15 protein-coding genes are annotated in these 17,841 nt (G+C 62.1%); 7 read left to right on the top strand and 8 right to left on the bottom strand.

From position 1 onward, the window contains the following. Nucleotide 1: 1 nt before the first annotated feature. The 5 genes from ACU4IU_RS07975 (at nucleotide 2) to ACU4IU_RS07955 (ending at nucleotide 5,175) form a co-directional block, all read left to right on the top strand. Nucleotides 2–1,216: a CaiB/BaiF CoA transferase family protein gene (locus ACU4IU_RS07975; RefSeq protein WP_181271070.1), complete on the top strand. Its 1,215-nt coding sequence runs from the start codon at nucleotides 2–4 to the stop codon at nucleotides 1,214–1,216. A gap of 69 nt (nucleotides 1,217–1,285) precedes the next feature. After that, a complete protein-coding gene (locus ACU4IU_RS07970; protein WP_376905047.1) occupies nucleotides 1,286–2,350 on the top strand; it encodes a tripartite tricarboxylate transporter substrate binding protein in 1,065 nt (354 codons plus the stop codon). Continuing rightward, on the top strand, nucleotides 2,347–2,943 hold the full coding sequence (locus ACU4IU_RS07965) for a tripartite tricarboxylate transporter TctB family protein (RefSeq protein WP_376905046.1): 597 nt from the start codon (nucleotides 2,347–2,349) through the stop codon (nucleotides 2,941–2,943). Before ACU4IU_RS07970 ends, ACU4IU_RS07965 begins: the two co-directional genes overlap by 4 nt. Nucleotides 2,944–2,952: 9 nt before the next feature. Next, nucleotides 2,953–4,467, top strand: coding sequence for a tripartite tricarboxylate transporter permease (locus tag ACU4IU_RS07960; RefSeq protein ID WP_376905044.1), 1,515 nt, complete (start codon nucleotides 2,953–2,955; stop codon nucleotides 4,465–4,467). Between the two features lie 9 nt (nucleotides 4,468–4,476). After that, nucleotides 4,477–5,175: a helix-turn-helix domain-containing protein gene (locus tag ACU4IU_RS07955; RefSeq protein WP_139467821.1), complete on the top strand. Its 699-nt coding sequence runs from the start codon at nucleotides 4,477–4,479 to the stop codon at nucleotides 5,173–5,175. Between the two features lie 40 nt (nucleotides 5,176–5,215). On the opposite strand, the gene ACU4IU_RS07950 is transcribed toward ACU4IU_RS07955, so the two are convergent. Next, nucleotides 5,216–5,890, bottom strand: coding sequence for an SRPBCC family protein (locus ACU4IU_RS07950; protein WP_376905043.1), 675 nt, complete (start codon nucleotides 5,888–5,890; stop codon nucleotides 5,216–5,218). Nucleotides 5,891–6,355: 465 nt separating this feature from the next. Between ACU4IU_RS07950 and ACU4IU_RS07945 the strand changes: the two genes are divergently transcribed. Together ACU4IU_RS07945 and ACU4IU_RS07940 are read left to right on the top strand one after the other, a co-directional pair. After that, nucleotides 6,356–8,437 carry a hydantoinase/oxoprolinase family protein gene (locus tag ACU4IU_RS07945; protein WP_446656388.1) on the top strand — a complete coding sequence of 694 codons (2,082 nt, stop codon included), beginning with the start codon at nucleotides 6,356–6,358 and terminating at the stop codon, nucleotides 8,435–8,437. Then, a complete protein-coding gene (locus ACU4IU_RS07940) occupies nucleotides 8,434–10,272 on the top strand; it encodes a hydantoinase B/oxoprolinase family protein (RefSeq protein ID WP_139467824.1) in 1,839 nt (612 codons plus the stop codon). Before ACU4IU_RS07945 ends, ACU4IU_RS07940 begins: the two co-directional genes overlap by 4 nt. Nucleotides 10,273–10,336: 64 nt before the next feature. On the opposite strand, the gene ACU4IU_RS07935 is transcribed toward ACU4IU_RS07940, so the two are convergent. From ACU4IU_RS07935 to ACU4IU_RS07905, 7 genes are all read right to left on the bottom strand, one after another. After that, the gene (locus ACU4IU_RS07935) at nucleotides 10,337–11,026 is read right to left on the bottom strand and encodes a FadR/GntR family transcriptional regulator (protein WP_139467825.1); all 690 of its coding nucleotides are present in this window, start codon (nucleotides 11,024–11,026) and stop codon (nucleotides 10,337–10,339) included. Between the two features lie 194 nt (nucleotides 11,027–11,220). After that, the gene (locus ACU4IU_RS07930) at nucleotides 11,221–12,078 is read right to left on the bottom strand and encodes an HpcH/HpaI aldolase/citrate lyase family protein (protein ID WP_181271064.1); all 858 of its coding nucleotides are present in this window, start codon (nucleotides 12,076–12,078) and stop codon (nucleotides 11,221–11,223) included. Beyond that, nucleotides 12,071–13,444 (bottom strand): MmgE/PrpD family protein, encoded by a 1,374-nt coding sequence (locus tag ACU4IU_RS07925; protein WP_139467827.1) that lies wholly within the window; start codon nucleotides 13,442–13,444, stop codon nucleotides 12,071–12,073. Before ACU4IU_RS07925 ends, ACU4IU_RS07930 begins: the two co-directional genes overlap by 8 nt. 14 nt (nucleotides 13,445–13,458) lie before the next feature. After that, on the bottom strand, nucleotides 13,459–14,613 hold the full coding sequence (locus tag ACU4IU_RS07920; protein WP_139467828.1) for an acyl-CoA dehydrogenase family protein: 1,155 nt from the start codon (nucleotides 14,611–14,613) through the stop codon (nucleotides 13,459–13,461). Between the two features lie 4 nt (nucleotides 14,614–14,617). After that, nucleotides 14,618–15,778 carry a CaiB/BaiF CoA transferase family protein gene (locus ACU4IU_RS07915; RefSeq protein WP_376905041.1) on the bottom strand — a complete coding sequence of 387 codons (1,161 nt, stop codon included), beginning with the start codon at nucleotides 15,776–15,778 and terminating at the stop codon, nucleotides 14,618–14,620. Between the two features lie 77 nt (nucleotides 15,779–15,855). Further along, nucleotides 15,856–16,383 (bottom strand): MaoC family dehydratase, encoded by a 528-nt coding sequence (locus tag ACU4IU_RS07910; protein WP_139467830.1) that lies wholly within the window; start codon nucleotides 16,381–16,383, stop codon nucleotides 15,856–15,858. 68 nt (nucleotides 16,384–16,451) lie between these two features. After that, nucleotides 16,452–17,792: an MFS transporter gene (locus ACU4IU_RS07905; protein WP_180345554.1), complete on the bottom strand. Its 1,341-nt coding sequence runs from the start codon at nucleotides 17,790–17,792 to the stop codon at nucleotides 16,452–16,454. Nucleotides 17,793–17,841: the final 49 nt, after the last annotated feature.

Below are 17,841 nucleotides of genomic sequence, written 5' to 3'. Positions count from 1 at the left end.
CATGACCGCCGAACAGACCCAGGCAACGACCCCCGAACCGCTGCCGCTCGAAGGCATCCGCGTCATCGAGTTCTCCCACATGGTCATGGGTCCCAGCTGCGGGATGATCCTCGCCGACCTCGGCGCCGAGGTCATCAAGATCGAACCCCGCGGAGCCGGCGACAAGACCCGCTACCTGCCCGGGTCCGGATCCGGGCTGTTCCCCGCGTTCAACCGCAATAAGCACAGCGTCCAACTCGATATCGCCGAGGCGGCCGACCGTGACCGTGTCCTCGACCTCATCGATTCCGCCGATGTCCTGCTTGAGAACTTCCGCGTCGGGAAGATGGAATCGATCGGCTTCGGATACGAGGAGCTCTCGGCCCGCAACCCCGGACTCATCTACTGCTCACTCAAGGGATTCCTCTCCGGCCCCTACGGGAACCGCGCCGCCCTCGACGAGGTCGTCCAGATGCTCGGGGGATTGGCGTATATGACCGGTCCACCCGGCCAGCCGCTGCGCGCCGGAGCCAGCGTCAACGACATCATGGGCGGAATGTTCGGAGTCATCGGCATCCAGTCCGCACTGCGGGTGCGCGAAACCACGGGCCGCGGAAAACTCATCAACTCCGCACTGTTCGAGAACAACGCCTTCCTCGTCGGCACGCACATGGCTCAATCCCAGATCAGCGGCGAACCACCCCGCCCGATGCCGACCCGGCAAGCAACCTGGGCCGTCTATGACATCTTCCGCGATGCTGATGACAACCAGGTCTTCGTCGCCGCCGTCTCCGACGGGCAGTGGCGCGACCTCTGCGACGAATTCGGACTGACGGGGCTGGCCGCCGACCCGGACATGCTGACCAACCAGGGCCGAGTCGACCAGCGCGACCGTATTCATCGCGAGCTCCAGCAGGCACTGTCACAGCTGAGCCTGGCCGAGATCGAAGACAAGTGCACCCGGCGCGGCCTGCCCGTCGCTCCGGTCAACACCCCGGCCGACCTCACCGACGACCCGCACCTTGTGGCCTCCGGAGCGCTCGCCCACACCGGGCTGCCGACAGGTGCAAGGGTGGATGTGCCGCTGCTTCCGCTGACCTTCGACGGGAACCGGCTCGGGCTGCGCAGCGACGTGCCCGAACCCGGCCGCCACAACAGCCATTACCGGGACGGCCCCGCAGTGCCGACGGGCCCGCCGGTCGACGGACCCCAGCCCGACGAAAACCGCCTGGACTGACAACTCAGCCAGCGGCACCACCAAGCACACCACTGAATATCGAGAACCGAACACACAAGGGGACAGCTCATGCGATCAACGACGATCACACGCACACGGACGGCCGCCTCGGCGAAGGAAGGGTCGACGAGTACCCGCAAGCGCGCGGCGAAGATCGGGGCGGTGCTCGCTTCGGTCGCCCTCGTCGCCGCTGCCTGCGGGAACAAGGCGCAGCCCCCGGGCGAGGGCGGGGACTATCCGAAGGGACCGGTCTCGGTCACCGCTCCGGCTGAACCCGGATCCGGCTGGGACACCACGGCACGCGCGCTGGTCGAGGCGCTGCAGAAGGAAGACATCGTCTCCTCGCCGCTGCCCGTGCAGAACAAGCCCGGCGGCACCGGCTGCTCGTGGCTGACGTCGATGATGCAGCAGGAGAAGGGCAAGGACGATCAGATCGCCATCACCTCCCTGGCCAGCCAGACGATGAAGGCGCGCAACCTCTGCGAGTTCGGTCCCGAGGACACGACGCTCATCGCCACCCTCTACGTCGAGGACTTCATGGTCGTGACGCCGAAAGACGGGGACTTCAAGGATCTCGACGCCCTGGTCAAGGCGCTCAAGGACGACCCGCAGAAGGTCACCGTCGCGGCCGCCGGAGACGACACTCTGCCGTTCGCCCTGTTCGCGAAGGAAGCCGGCGTCGACCCGGCCGACATCAACTTCGTCAACTACGACGGCGGTGGCGAGCAGACGACCGCCATGCTCAACGGGGACGCGAAGGTCGCCATCGCCGGCATGAGCGAATTCCGCTCCGTCATCGAAGCCGGCGACATCGAACCCCTCGTCACCTTCGCCCAGGAACCGCTGGCGGCGCCCTTCGACACGGTGCCCACCGCGAAGGACTCCGGCTACGACGTGACCTTGGGCAACTGGCGCGGAGTCTACGGACCCGCCGAGATGCCGCAGGAAGCCGTGGACTTCTGGGCCAAGGCGCTCGAAGACGTGAGCAAGTCCGACGCCTGGCAGGAGACGCTGAAGAACAACCAGTGGGCCACCGAGTTCCACACCGGCGACGACGCCCAGGCCTACGTCGACGACGCGGCGAAGACGGTCGCCGAAGGCGTCAACGAGACCGACCTGGGCAACAGCAAATGACCGCTTTCCGCACCGACCTCATCACCGGCGGCGCCATCGCCGTCATCGGCGCGGTGTACTACATCGCGACGTTCTCCATCCAGGAGACCGCGAACATCGTCACCCCGCGCACCTTCCCCGCCATCGTCGGGATCGGACTCATCGTGCTCGGCCTCTTCCTCGCCGGCCAGGCCGTCGTCCGGCACCGGAAGGACACCCTCGCCGAGGCGGGGACCGGGTCCGGGGGAACTGCACGTACGACTCCGGCGAGGGACGGGGACGGTACGGCCGCCTCGGCGGGGGAATCATCCCTTGAAACCGCCGACCGATCCTCCGGTCAGGAGGGGGTCAGCGGGATCGTCCTCGAAGCCCCGCCGGAGCCGCAGGTGCGCAAGGTCGTATTCCAGTTCGCGCTCTTCTTCGTCTATCTGGCGATCCTCATCCCAGTCGGATTCCTGCTGTCGACGGCGGCGTTCCTGATGGGGCTGACCAGCATCTACGCACCTGAGAAGTGGATTCGCAACCTCATCTTCTCCGTCCTCTTCGCGGTCGTGGTCTACACGGCGTTCGTCTACGGACTCGCCGTGTACCTGCCGGTCGGGATCCTGGGTTAGGGGGCGGGCATGGACACTCTCATCGATCTGGGAGGCGGCTTCGCCTCGGCACTCGAGCCGGTCAGCCTCGCCTTCGCCCTCCTCGGCGTGCTGCTCGGCACAGTCGTCGGAGTGCTGCCGGGAATCGGACCGATCTCCGCGATCGCGATCCTCATCCCGGTCTCCTTCGGCATGGAGCCGGTGCACGGCCTCATCCTGCTGTGCGGAATCTACTACGGGTCGATGTACGGCGGTTCGATCACCGCTACGCTCATCAAAACCCCCGGTGAGGTCGCCAGCGCGGTGACCGCGATCGAGGGCTACGAGATGGCCCGCCGCGGTCGGGGCAAGGCCGCCCTGGCGACCGCGGCGATCGGTTCGTTCCTCGCCGGCACCCTGGCGATCATCGGGCTGACGTTCCTGTCCCCGGTGCTCGTCAAGCTCGCGAACGTCTTCGGCGCCACCGAATACTTCCTGCTCATGGCCACGGCTCTGCTGCTCGCGTCGACGATGTCGGCGGGCTCGCGGGCGAAGGCGCTCATCTCGATCTTCATCGGATTGGCCGTCGGCCTCATCGGCCTCGACTTCCAGACCGGGCTGCCCCGGCAGACGTTCGGGATGAGTCTGCTCTCCGACGGAATCGACTTCACGATCTTCGCGATGGCGCTCTTCGCTATCCCCGAGGCGATCCGGAACCTCGCGCTCGGACGTGGGGCCAAGGACGAGATCCAGAGCTTCGGCAACGACAAGTGGATGACGAAGGAAGACTGGCAGCGGTCGGCCGGCCCGTGGGCCCGCGGTTCCGTGGTCGGCTTCATCATCGGCATCCTGCCAGGAGTCGGTCCGTCGCTGGCCTCGTTCATGTCCTACATCATGGAGAAGCGGATCTCGAAGCGGAAGGACGAATTCGGTCACGGAGCCATCGAGGGTGTGGCCGGCCCCGAAGCGGCGAACAATGCCGGTGTCGGTGGTGCGATGATTCCGCTGTTCAGCCTCGGCATCCCGGGTTCGGCGACGACGGCGCTGCTGCTCTTCGTGTTCACGATGTACGGCCTGCAGCCAGGGCCGCTGATCTTCCGGGACGAGACCGGTCTGATCTGGACGATCATCGCCAGCATGTACATCGGCAATATCGCGCTCATCATCCTCAACCTGCCGCTGGTCGGGGTCTTCGTGAAGCTGCTGAAGATGCCCAAGGAGATCCTCTTCTCATCCATCCTCGTGCTTGTGGTCATCGGCGCCTACGCCATCGAATTCAGTCTGTTCGGGCTGATGATGCTCGGCATCTTCGGCGTCATCGGCTATCTCATGGAGAAGGGCGGCATCCCCTTGGCCCCGGCGATCCTGGCGCTCGTGCTCGTGCCGCTGCTCGAGGACAACTTCCGGCGTATGCTGCAGATCTCCGGTGGATCGTTCGCACCCCTGGTCACCAGGCCGGTGTCGCTGTCGATCATCATCCTCATGGTGGCAGGCATCATCGGACCCATCATCTTCCGGTGGTGGGTGTCCCGGCGGAAGCTGCTCGCCGATGTGACGGTGTCGTGAGGAGTGGGAATGAAGAGTTCTGACCAGGTGCCGGCGGAGATCGGAGTCATCGACCGCAGTGCGGCCATCCTCGAAGTCCTCCAGGACTCGCCGATGACGGCTGCGGAGGTGTGCCGCCGCCTCGGCTATTCGAAGTCGACGACGTATCGGCTGCTGACCGACCTGCGGGCGCACAAGTTCATCGTCCGTGACTCCTCGGGGCTGCTGCGGTTGGGCCCTTTCCCGGGCAGGCGCAATATCGCCACGACGAACTCGGTGCTCGACCATCTGCGGACGATGACCGGGGAATCCGTGCAGATGTGGGTCCGCGTCGGTGAGGATCGCGTGTGCGTGCGCAACGTCGAAGCCGATCATGAGCTGCGCGTCTCGCGCGGAGTCGGTGCGGTGCTCCCGCTCGTCGACGGCGGCTCGGCTGCCCTGGCGCTGTGCGGGCCGGGAAATCCGGCGGAATTCTACGCGACGAAGCAGGCACGGGTGGCCGGGACCGCCTCGGCGAGTGTGGCTTTCACCGTCGGTGCGATCGTGTTCGCCCTCTGTGTGTCCTACCCGCTGACGCGGGAACCGGACAACGTCGCCGGCGCCTATCGCAGCCTGCTCAGCCGGGCCGCCGTCGAGCTGCGGGCACTGCTCGACGGCAGCGAGGAACTCGAAGTGCTGCGCGATATCGCCCGGCTGGCGCTGGGGGCTCGGAAGCAGGCGGGAGAGTAGGGAGGACTATTCCGCCGTTGGCTCAGTCAGCGGATGAAGGTCACTCTGCCGGAGGCTGGCCGAGGTAGAAGCCGGTGGTGCGTTCTGCGGCGGCGCGCGCCTGATCGACCGGGGTTCCTGCCGCCGCCGAGGCCTCGCCCCAGCGGGCGCTGGAGGTGCGGACGAATTCCTGGGCCGACGCCGAGGCGACCCATTCATTCTCGTCTTCGGGGCGTCCCGTACCGGCCACGAGATGGTTGGCGAGACCGAGGAGGGAGATGTCCCACCCGACCCCGGTGGCGCCGGGTCCGAACTGCACCCAGAAATCGGCGTGCGCCTCACCTGCGTGCGAGTGCTCGAGGGTCAGGCGTGCGCTGCCGTCTGCCTCGGCGAAGCGGACGGTGACATGGCTGACTCCTCCCGCAAATTCCCAGGTCAGCGAGTAGAAGTGGGGCGGTTCGCAGTTCTCGATCGTGCCGGAGGCATTGCCTTCGATCTGGTAGCGACCGCCGAGTTCGAGGTCGCCGCTGACGGGTGCGAACCAGCGCTCGAGCCGAACCGGATCGGTGCAGGCTTCCCAGAGGTCGGAGACGGTGGTCGGGTAGGTCTGGCTCAGCGTCTGGACCGTGTGCTGGTTGTCGCCCTCGACGGTGATGTTAAGCCCGCGGTCGACGGCGTCGGCCTGCGCGGCGAGGACCTGGTCTTCGGTGGGGCGACTGGAGTCGGGGGTGGTCATGGAAGCTCCTCGGAGGTCGTCGATGATCTGACGGCGGTTGAAGGTGAGGTGCGGGAGGTTCGCCGAAGATCGGCGGTACTTCATGGTAACCAAGGATGCGCGGCGGTGGAATGGTGTCTGATTCGGCTTCTGCCAGACGGCACTGTCGCTTTGCGCGGGCGATCTCGGCTGACAGCATGTCCGATTGCGGGACCCAGAAACGACGGAATGGAGTGAGCCACTCGTCGACGCCGCGCAGTAGTGCCGCCTCGGTGTCGAACGGAGTGGAACTGGATCCGGTTTAGAGGGGGTATCCCAATCGCTTAAACATCAGGTGTTTATGTAAGTATTCTCGTGAATTCCTGGAAATATTGTCGAGAATTGGGTCTAGCGGCCTCTATATATCTGATGTATATTCGCTTCAGTGGTGCGCACAGAGCAGTGTCAGGCATCACTGAAATCCTCCTACACATTGATTGGACTTCCATGAGACGACTTGGAGTTGACGTCGGCGGAACTTTCACCGACCTGGTCCTATGGGACGACGACGGCACAACCACAGTACATAAGACACCTTCGACCAATGAGGACCCGTCAGTCGGCACGATGAAGGGGATCTCTGCGCTGGAGGTCAAAGCGGAGATCGACCTCGAAAGCATCGACATGTTCTTCCACGGGACGTCTGTGGCGACCAACATCGTCCTCGAGCACAACGGTGACGATGTCGGCCTGATCACGACTGAGGGGTTCAGAGATCTCCTCCACATTGCGCGGAAGAAGCGTCCTCTGAACTATTCGAACTATCAGGAGCTGCCTTGGCAGAAATGGCAATTGGTTCCTCGCCGAAACAGGCGGACAGTGCCCGAACGCATTGATGCGTCCGGAGCCGTTCTCACCTCGCTGGACGAAGACGCCGTTCGACAGGAAGCGCGGCTCCTGCGGGAGCGTGGAGTTGCCGCGGTGGCCATCGCGTTCCTGCACGCCTACAAGAATCCCGCCCACGAACAACGGGCACGCGAAATCGTAGAGGAAGAGTTCCCAGAGGCGTTCATCTCTCTGTCCAGCGAAGTTGCCAGCCAGTATCGAGAGTACGAGCGATTCTCGACGACCGCTCTCAACGCCTTCGTCGGACCGAAGACATCGAACTACATCTCGAAACTCGTCGACGAGGCGAGTGCTGCGGGCGTAAGTGACGACGTCCACCTCATGACCTCTGCTGGCGGACTCGTCACTGCCAGGAGTGCTCGCCAAACCCCGGTTTCGCTCCTGACGAGTGGTGTCGTCGCCGGGCTCATCGGAGGCTGCGCAATCGGAGCGGCCTCCGGCTATCCGAGCGTCATCACGCTCGACGTGGGAGGCACATCAGCCGACGTTGGAGTCGCACCCGACGGACGCCTCCGGATGAAACACTTGCTCGATACCCGTATCGGCGACTATCACGCAATGGTTCCGATGGCCGAAGTTGACACCATCGGGGCGGGTGGAGGCTCGATCGCTTCGATAGATGAAGGAGGCATGTTCCGTGTCGGCCCGCGCAGCGCCGGTGCCGTGCCGGGTCCTGCTTGTTTCGACCGCGGCGGCACTGAACCTACCTCGACTGACGCCATGGTGGTCCTCGGGTGGCTGCGCGAGAAGAGCTTTCTCTCCGGAACCATGGAAGTCCGACCGCAGCTCGCCGAGCAGGCAGTGAGGAATCACATCGCTGAGCCTCTGGGCCAAAGCACCGAGAAGGCGGCCATGGGCATCTTTACGGTGCTCGCACATTCAATGACCGAAGCGATCAGTCTGCACTCGGTCCGCAAGGGCTACGATCCACGAGACTTCTCACTGGTCGCAGAAGGCGGCGCCGGTCCGCTGTTCGCCTGGCATATTGCAAAGCAACTCGATATTCCGCGGATCATCGTGCCAACGCACCCCGGGATCACCTCGGCAGTGGGCCTCCTGGCCACCGACATACGCTACGAAGTTCCGACAACGGTGTGGACCTCGTCGGACCAGGCTGACATCGACCTGCTTGCACGCGAAGTCGCCCGCCTGACCGACCAGGCCGTCGCGCAGCTCAAAGGCGACGGAATCCCCGATGAGCACATTGACCTCGAGTGCAGCGTCGACTGCAGATACGTCGGACAAGGCTACGAACTGCGAGTCCAGGCACCCAGCGGAGAGATCGACGCCAACTGGGTGGAGCAGGTCGCTCAAGCTTTCCACGAGCAGCACGGGCGTATGTACTCGCAGCGGTTCGACGACAAACCGGTCCAATTGGTCAATGTTCGGATGACCGGTATCGGAATGGTGCCTCAGATCAGGCTTCCGAAGATACCCGTTGGCGATGCCGACTCTACTCCTGCGAAGGTGGCGACGGCACAGACCCTGATGTGGACGGATGATGCGGGCAGTCCGAAGTGGGTCGACACAGACGTCTATTCTCGAGAGCTTCTTCGAGCGGGCAACGTCTTCGACGGACCGGCCATTGTCGAACAATTCGACTCGACAACTGTTATTGGAATCGGACAACGGGCCACGGTCGATGAGCTCGGACACATCATCATCGAAAGGTGCGCACAATGAGTGAAACAACAATGCCGATGACTGGTGTCTCACTGGCACCTGAAGTCCCTCATCGCACGTGGAACTCGGTTGAGGTAGACCCGATCACCTTGCGAGTGATCGGAGGTGCCCTCGATTCTATGGCGAAGGAGATGGCCCAGGTTCTCTACCGGATGGCGTATTCGAGTCTCATCCGAGAATCAGAGGACTTGGGAGCTGGAATCTTCGATGTCTATGGACGAGAACTCTGCGAATCGGACTCGACACCGATGCACTGTGGGTCGATCCCCGCCTATATCAAGGGAGTAAATCGCCGGCTTGCAGGAAGCTACCGTCCCGGAGATGTGATTCTCCATAACCATCCGTACCACGGTGCAGCTCACTCGCCTGACTACGGAATCATCATTCCCATTTTCTGGAACGACGAACACATTGGATTCGCCGGATGCACAGGGCACGTATCGGACATTGGCGGTAATTTCCCGGGACTGTGCATGGACGTTGTCGACGTCTGGGCAGAGGGCAAGCTGATGGACTCGATGAAGATCTACGATGCGGGCGTGCGCAACGACATGCTCATTCAGCACATCCTCGACAACGTCAGAACGCCGGAGCAGAACCGCGGCGACCTCGAGGCGCTCGTGTCATGCGCTCGTATCGGGGAAAAGAGATTCGTCGAACTCCTCGAGACGTATGGCCTCGATACTGTGATGAGCGCGAGCGAAGCCTGGATGGACTATTCGGAGAACATGCTCCGGAGCCGGATTCGCGAATTGCCGAACGGCAGCTACGAAGCACCGATCGGCTACCTCGACGATGATGGGAAGAACCGCGGAGTCCCGTTGAAGGTGGCAGTCCGAGTCGACATCGAAGACGACGAAGTGCTTATCGATCTCACCGGTTCGAACGACCAGGTTCCTACAGCATTCAACGTTCCTTTCGAAGGCTCGGTGTTGCCGGTTGCGGTGAGCGCCATCCGAACGATATTGCTCGACGAGGAGACGACTCCAGAATACGTCCCTCAAAACGACGGCTGCTTCCGTCCGGTCCGGGCCTATGCCCCCGAAGGAACAATATTCAACCCAGACTTCCCTGCTTCGTGCTTTGCCCGATTCTCACAGGTCAATCGTGTCTTCGACTCGATCAACTTGGCGTTGGCACCGATTCTGCCGGACCAGGCGGTTGCCGGTTCATCGTCCGCGCTCTGCGCCATCGCATATTCGGGAGTTGCGGAAGATGGAGAGAGCTACTGGGTATACATCGAGATCAATGAAGGTTCGTACGGTGGTCGCAACGGCCGAGATGGGCTCGACGCCGTCGACGCGCTGATGGCGAATACGAGAAACAACCCGATTGAGGAACTCGAACTCAACCACGCCATGCGCGCCGAACGATACGAGCTGCGCGATGAATCTCCGGCACCGGGACAATGGAGAGGCGGCATTGGCAGTGTCCGCCGCTGGCTGATGATGACGGACACCTTCCTCGGGTCCGAGGCCGACAACCGAAGCGATCCGCCTGCGGGTGTGTTGGGCGGCGCTGACGGAGTCTCCGGGTCTTTCGTTCGCAATCCGGGAACGGAACGAGAAGAGGTGCTCCATTCGAAGGTCACTCAGGAGGTCGTTCACGCAGGAGATACCTTGGAGATCCGGATGCCCTCAGGAGGCGGATTCGGCGACCCTTTCAAGAGAGACCCCTTCGCGGTTCTCCACGATGTATGGGATGAGTATCTGACCTCGGAAGAGGCTGCTCGTGATTATGGTGTCGTCGTCGATACTGAACGGTGGGTCGTCGACGACGCGGCAACGTCGGCACTGAGGTCTCGAGATTCTCAAACTCGAAACGCCGAGAATTGATCTGCGCAATGCTCAGCATCAGTGAGGGCCCTCTTCTTGTAGGAGGGCCCTCACTAGTGCTGAATCAGAGACCGCGACTGCGGTAGTACTCAGAGACGGAATCCAGATGCTGGCGCATGAGTGACATCGCGGCCATAGAGTCGCGGCGGACGATCGCGTCGAAGAGCGCCGAATGATCGTGGCTCACGCTCGTGCCGATGTTTGCAGCAGCATTCGCTTCGCCGACGATGTTCTGAAGTGCATTGAACAGTGGGATAGTCACGACTTCGAGCAGGGGGTTGTGCGCCGCCTCGACGATCTGCTGATGGAAAGTCGAATGGCTGGAGAACGACGATTCTTCGCTGCGCAGACTCGGATCCGAGTTACGCAGCTTATTCAGGTCGTCGTCGGTTCGTCTCGATGCAGCATAGCCGGCTGCCGGAACTTCGGTGATATGCCGGATCTCCATGAGGTCATCGATCGAGATCGAGTCCGAAGAGGCCAGGAGAGTGACCCCGACTTCCAACTGCGAACCCAAATGACCGACGGTCGGAATCGTGACGAACGTGCCCCCATTGACGCCGCGAACGCTTTTGACCAGATGTTCGCTCGACAGGGTGCGAAGTGCTTCGCGAATGGTGCTCTGTCCGACAGCGTAGGTCTCGCGCAAGTCGGCGTCTGAGGGCAGCCGAGAGCCGGGGGCAAAAGTCCCGTCGAGGATGTTTCGACGGATCTTCTCAGCGACGACGGCATAGGCGGTTTTCGACTCAACCATGTGAAGTCCTGACCAGCAATCGATTGAGGCGGGTGCACTGAGGCATTCTGTCTACTCTCCTTGTCAGGCTGTTCGAATCGGTGGTCTGCAGCCGAAGACGATCACCTGTGATGCCATGGTAGTGCGATACCCTTCCACGGACCGCTCAGCTCGCGCAGATCCGTGTCGGATCGCATTGCCGCCGGGTGCTCAGGTCACTGGGTCCTGGCGAGAACTCCTTCCGCCCTGCGGATGATGACTTCGTCGACGAGCTCGCCATCGAGGACGAACGCGCCTGCAGCTCGAGATTCGGCCTCAGAGACCACGGCAGCTGCCCAAGCCACCTCTGACTCGCTGGGAGCGAACTCGCCGCGAATGATTTCGATCTGTCTCGGGTGAATCGCCAGTTTGCCGTCCATTCCGTATGCTGACGCCACCGCGGCGGCCCGTCGCAGCCCCGCATCGTCCGCCACAGTGGCATGCACCGAGTCAATGACGGGAACGTGGTGAGCTCGACCCGCGAAGAGGAGTGTCGCCCGGGCAAATGCGAGCAGGTCCTCGAACACACCAGCGGTCCCTTTTGTGTCGCGCGATCCCAGATCCAATTGCAGATCTGCCGTTCCCAGGGCCAAAGCATTGACGTTGGGGTGAGCCGCGATGCGATCGGATTCGACGACCCCGCGAGCCGTCTCGACGAGGGCGACGACGCTGAAGTCAGCTAGCTGAGTGAAGGGCTGATGTGATTCAGCCATCGGAACCATGACCGAACGGAAGCCCATCTCCCGTGCGAGTTCGAGGTCCCTATCGGCGTGCGCAGTAGACAGGCCGTTGATACGCAGACAAGCCCGCCTCGGTACGGACTCGGATCGCCGCAGCAGGCTTCGGGCTTTCTCCTTATCGGCTTCGCGAACTCCGTCTTCGAGGTCGATGACCATCTGGTCGCTGACTGCTGCGGCTTTCTCGAAGCGCTCTGGTCGGTCGGCCGGGACGAACAGCCATCCGGGACCCAACACGTCTGTTTCCGGCGGGTTCGTGGCGGTGACGCTCCCCGGTCCGCTGTCGACGTCAACCACAGAAATCTCCGATGACAGCGGCGGCTGGCCGGCCGACAGGAGCATCTGTCACGGTTGCCGCGATCTCTGCTGCTCGTACCGAGCCGACGACTGGTGATGCGCAGGCGGAGAACTTCTCAGCCACCTCGGCGTTCGTCAACGGGCGGGATTCGTGACCACGATTGATCTGCTCCGCCTCGTGGAAGGTGGTGCCGTCGTCGAGTGTAATGGCCAGGTCTCCGGAGAATGCTTTCGGATAGAGGCTCGCTGGGTCGTGCTGTATATCCACCCGTGCTGCGACGCTGAGGACCGACTCGTCGGCGCGAGCCGTCTCGTCGAGTTCGGCGAACGTGATCTGCCCGTGCTGCAGAGCCGCAGCTGTGAGATAAGGCAGGCTGAACTTGGCGTCGTACTCGCTGCGAGGTCGCAGCTTGTCCGCAGCCGGTTCGCAGACCACCGCACCGGGTACATCATGGATCTTCGCCGAGATCGACGCGATTCGGTCGAAGTCGAAGTTCGGTTCTTGCCGGAGGCGCAGCGCAATATCGATGAACGAATGGGTGAAGTGACAGGTGGGGAACGGTTTGACAGCAACATTCGCCACTTCCCATGTCTCACCGAGGGTTTCGAAGACCTCGAGCCCAGGCGCATCTTCACCCTGGATATGAGTCCGATACAGACCGAATCGGCCCTCGTAGATTTCCGTCGGACCGGTGTACCCGGCAGCGGCGAGCGAAACAGCATGGAGGCCGGCGTTGGCCGCCCAACCCGGGTGCAGCCGTTTCGTAGGGGCTCCCTCATCGAGGAACTGGAGGAGTCCGGAGGAGAACGAACCGACGATGCCCTGAGCGTCAACGAGTTTGTCGACCGGAAGGCTGCGCAGGACTCCGATGCCGACTGCCGATCCGAACGCTCCGAGGATACCCGTGGGGTGGAATCCTTTGTCGTGGAACCGTCCGTCGACGGCCATCCCCAGACGGGAGTTCACCTCGATGGCGAGGATGTAGCCGAGCAGGAGGTCGCCGAAGCTGATTGATTCGTCGGCGGCGCTCGCGCTGATGACGGCGGCAAGAGAGGAGGCACTGACGTGCGATACGGCGGCTATGTGCGTGTCATCGAAGTCGTGGCCGTGGATCATCAGGCCGTTCGCGATCGCCGCTCCGGTCTTGGAAAGCGTGGTCGAGCTGCCGATGACCGGAGTCTCACCAGGGTCGAGCTCAGCGAGTCCGGCCAAGGTGACTGCCGCGAAATCCTGATTGCTGGCAGCAAGGGCGACCCCGACCGAGTCGAGCATAAGATGACGGGCACGCGACTGCACTTCTGCGGGAATGTCATCGAGCCTGATCGAAGCGACTGAAGAGGCAATGGATTCTGAGATGCTGGTCATGAGGTCTCCTGAAATCAGATCGCGGTACGGCCGGAGAAGATCGACTTGGCGATCACGGTATTGAGGATGTCATTCGTGCCTTCGCCGATGCTCATCAGCGGGGCGTCGCGATACAGCCGTTCGATCTCATACTCCTTCGAGTAGCCGTAGCCGCCGTGGATGGACATGGCTTCGATTGCGGATTCGAGGGCGACTTCTGAACAGAAGACCTTTGCCATACCGGTCTCTCCGTCTGCCCGACCTTTGAGCAGCGACTGAGCCGACCAGTACATCAGCTGACGCGCCGCCTGCACCCGTGTTGCCATCCGGCCGACCCGCAGCTGGATCGCTTGGAACTGGGAGATGGGCTGACCGAAGGATTCGCGTTCCTGGGCGTAGGCGACTGATTCTTCGAGCGCCCTCTGCGCGATGCCGACGGAACGGCCTGCAATATTCACTCGTCCCCATTGCAGTGCAGAGAGCACCTGCTGCATACCTCGGCCCTCGACTCCGCCGAGCAGAGCGTCGGCGCTCACTTCGCAGTTGTCGAAGACGATCTCACAACTCTCGGGGCCCTTGTAGCCGAGCTTCGGGATGTCCTTGGTGACTTCGAAGCCGGGTGTGTCCGCACTGACCAAAAGGATGCTCATGCCCTTGTGCGCTGGCGTTGTCGAGGTATCTGTCTTCACGAGAACCGGCAGCGGATCGGCATGCCTTGCGTTCGTGATCCACATCTTGGCCCCGTTGATGACGTACTTTTCACCGATCTTCTTCGCCGTCGTCTTGATGCCCTGCAGATCGGTTCCGGCATCGGGCTCGGTCAGAGCGAGGGCCGTACGCCGCTTTCCCGAAGCGAGAGCAGAGAGGTGCTTCGACTTCTGCTCGTCTGTGCCGTGTTCGGCGATCATCTTCGCCGCCATCGTGTGGCTGCCGAGGACTCCAGCGATGCCCATCCAGCCACGGGCAAGCTCCTCGAAGACGATTCCGAAAGAAACGGGATCGATGCCCAGACCGTCGTGCTCCTCGGGGATGGTCAGTCCGAACAGCCCCATTTCTTTGAGCTTGTCGATGATTTCGGCCGGGTATTCACCCGCTGCTTCCATCTCTCGGGCGACGGGGACGATCTCCTTGTCGACGAAAGTCCGCAGCGATGTCTTGAAATCGTTCTGCTCTTCGCTGAGTTCGAACATGGTCTCAGGCTCCTTTGCTGTTCAAAGTGGTGCCGATCTCTTTCAGGAGTTCGGCGCGGTGTTCATCGATCGTCGGAGCTGCTCGATTGCTCGTCAGCGGAGGTCCGACTCGCGGGGCCGTCGCAATATTGCGGATCGTTCCCCACCGATGGTGTTCGGTGTCGAAGACCAGGCCGCGTTCGGCGATCAGCGGATCCTGCAGCGCCTCTGCCACGCTCTTGACCTTGGCCACAGGGACTCCGGCTGTTTCCAACAGCTCGACCCACTCATCGGCGGGGCGCTGGAGGAAAGCCTCGTCGAGGATGTCGAGAAGTTCTCCTCGGTGTTCGATCCGCTTGTCGAAGCTCGAGAACCTGTCGTCGTTCAGCCTTTCGTCTCCGACCACCTCGGCGAGGCGGAGATAGAACTTCTCTTTGGCGCAGCCGACGGTCATCCAACCGTCGCTGGTCTCGAACGCCTGGAACGGGACGAGCGACGGATGTGAGGACTTGGGGGTCCGCTGCGGTTCGAATCCCTCGTTGAGATGCCAGTTGCCCACGTAGGTGAGCATCGACACCGCCGTGTCGAAGAGGCTGAGGTCGCAGTCGGTGCCCACTCCGTCTCGACGGGCGGCATGGACCGCCGCGAGCATCGAGATTGCGGCGACGAGTCCGCCGCTGAAGTCGACGAGAGACAAGCCTGATTTCGTGGGTGGTCCGTCGGGCTCGCCCGTGATGTCCATCCATCCGGCCGCGGATTGCAGCATGTAGTCGTAGCCCGGCCGCTTCGCCGCCGAACCTCCGCCGTAACCGGACAGGTTGCAGCACACGATCTGGGGATTGATGTCCTGGAGGTCGGCGTAGGTGATGCCGAGCTTGGCCGGAACATCGCCGCGGAGATTCGAATAGACGACGTCGGCACCGGCAACGAGGCGGTCGAAGATCTCACGATCGGCTGCATCACTCAGGCTCAGCGCGATGCTGCGCTTGTTTCGGTTGAAGGACTCGTAGAAAAGCGAATCGGTTCCCTCGCGATACGGCGGAACATAACGTCCGATATCGCCGCCGGTGCTCGGGTCTTCGATCTTGATGACATCGGCGCCCAGATCGGCGAGTTGCATGGATCCCCAGGGGCCCGCACCGTACTGTTCGACAGCGATGATTCGGATGTCTTCAAGGGGCTGCATCCTGTCTCCTCTTGAGTTCGTTGTGTTGTCTTGATGCGGAGTCCGCGGCTGCGGGAAAGGCGTGTTCATCATGGTGCTCAGCTGTAGTCGCTGACCGAGTCAGCAGTCTCGGGGAAATGCCCTTGGCCGATTCCGCTGTCTCTCGTGGCGATCATGACCGAGCGCTTCCAGCTGACCACGGTGACGCCGTCCTGGTTGAGGCCGCGAGTCGTCATCGAGATGATGCCTGCGTAGTCACGGGACTTCGACCGACGAGCCTCGGTGCACGCGCTTTCCGCGTAGAGCGTGTCGCCGACATAGACGGGGTGGCGGAAGTTGATGTCCGTGAAGGCGAGGTTCGAGATAGCGTTCTGACTCATGTCGAACACGCTCAGGCCGAGCACCATGGCCACAGTGAGACCGGAGTTGACGATGACCTTGCCGCCAGTGATCGGATTCTGCGAAGCGAAGTGTTCGTTGAAGTGGTTCTGGTTCGTATTGAGGGTCAGGTTGGTCAGCCAGACGTTGTCCGCCTCGGTGATGGTGCGTCCGAAAGGGTGCTGATAGATGTCACCGACGGTGTAGTCCTCGAAGAACCGGCCGATGGTGGCGTCGTGGATTGTCATGTTTCTACTTTCTTAGTGGGCAGTGGCTGAAAAGTCAGGGGAGTGCTGTCTCATCGGGCAAGGCGAGATCAGGAGATCTCTTCGAGGCTGCGTCCGCGGGTTTCGATGGGTATCGCAACGACGACGGCGATCATGCACACGGCCATGGCGCAGACGAAGCCGATGGGGCCGAAGATCCCGAATGCCACGAACAGTCCCGACATGACGAACGGCACGACGATCGACGCGCCGCGAGCGAAGGTGTATGAAATGCCGGTTCCGCGCAGACGGAAGCGGGTCGGATAGAGCTCGGGCATGTAGGAGTAGAGGACAAACGTCACCAGGGTGTAGATCGCAGTAACGAGCAGAATGCCGATGACGACGATCATGAGGATCGACTGCGCGGCCGCATAGGCCAGGCCGAGTGGTATGACGATGATCGAGAACACGACGATTGCCGTACGTCGGTTGAGCTTATTGATGAGCAGCAGGCAGACGAGGCCTCCACCAGGTGCGCCGAGAGCCATCGCCGTCGTATAGGCCAGGGAGTGGGAGACGTCGATGCCCTGTTCGACGAAGAACGTCGGCATCCAGGAGATGAAGCCGTAGACGAACATGTTGACTCCGACGGCAAGGACGGTTCCGAGTACGGCAAGCTGCCAGAACGGGCGTTTGGAGGTTGTCGGCGATTCGTCGGCGTTGGTGGCAGTGGTCGGTGCAGGCGGATTGGTCTCCAAGGTCGTCGCCGATTTCGCTTCGAACCGTTCGACGATCGCCTGAGCCTCGCTCAGTCGTCCCCTGACCACAAGCCAGCGGGGCGATTCCGGGCACCTCCGGCGTGCCAACCAGACGATGACCGCCAGAACGGCCCCGATGACGAACATCCAGCGCCATCCGAAGTTCGAGATCACCAATGCGCCGATCGCCGAGGCGAAGAGCAGACCCGAATTCACGAGGATGCCGAGGGCTGCTGTCCACCTCCCGCGACTACGTGGGGGAATGAACTCGCCGAGGATGGCAGCGGCGAGGACGAGTTCGGCCCCGAGTCCGATACCCATAACGAATCGGGTGCCGACGAGGAATTCGAAGTTCGGAGCCAGTGCGGCGGCGAACCCAGCGACGGCGAAGATGGCCAGATTGATCTGATAGCTCATCCGTCGTCCGAATTTGTCCCCGACGAAGCCGGCAGTTGCCGCTCCGAGCAGCATGCCGAAGAACGTCATGGACATGAAGACTGCGATCTCGTGGACCCCGGCGAAGCCTGTCGAGACCAGTGCCGCCGAGACACCGGCCGCGACATAGATGTCGTAAGCATCAATCATGGCCCCAGCCCCGATGTAGGCGAAGAGCTTCTTGTGTTCTGTGTTGGGGGTGAGCGCATCCATGCGCGCCCCGATTTCTATTTGTTCTGCAGTGGTGTCAACGGACATCCTTGTCGCGCCTTTCATCGGATTCATACCGAAATAGTGGTGATTCTCT

This window comes from Brevibacterium sp. CSND-B09, assembly GCF_052906525.1.
This window is presented reverse-complemented; position numbering and strand designations above follow the sequence as displayed.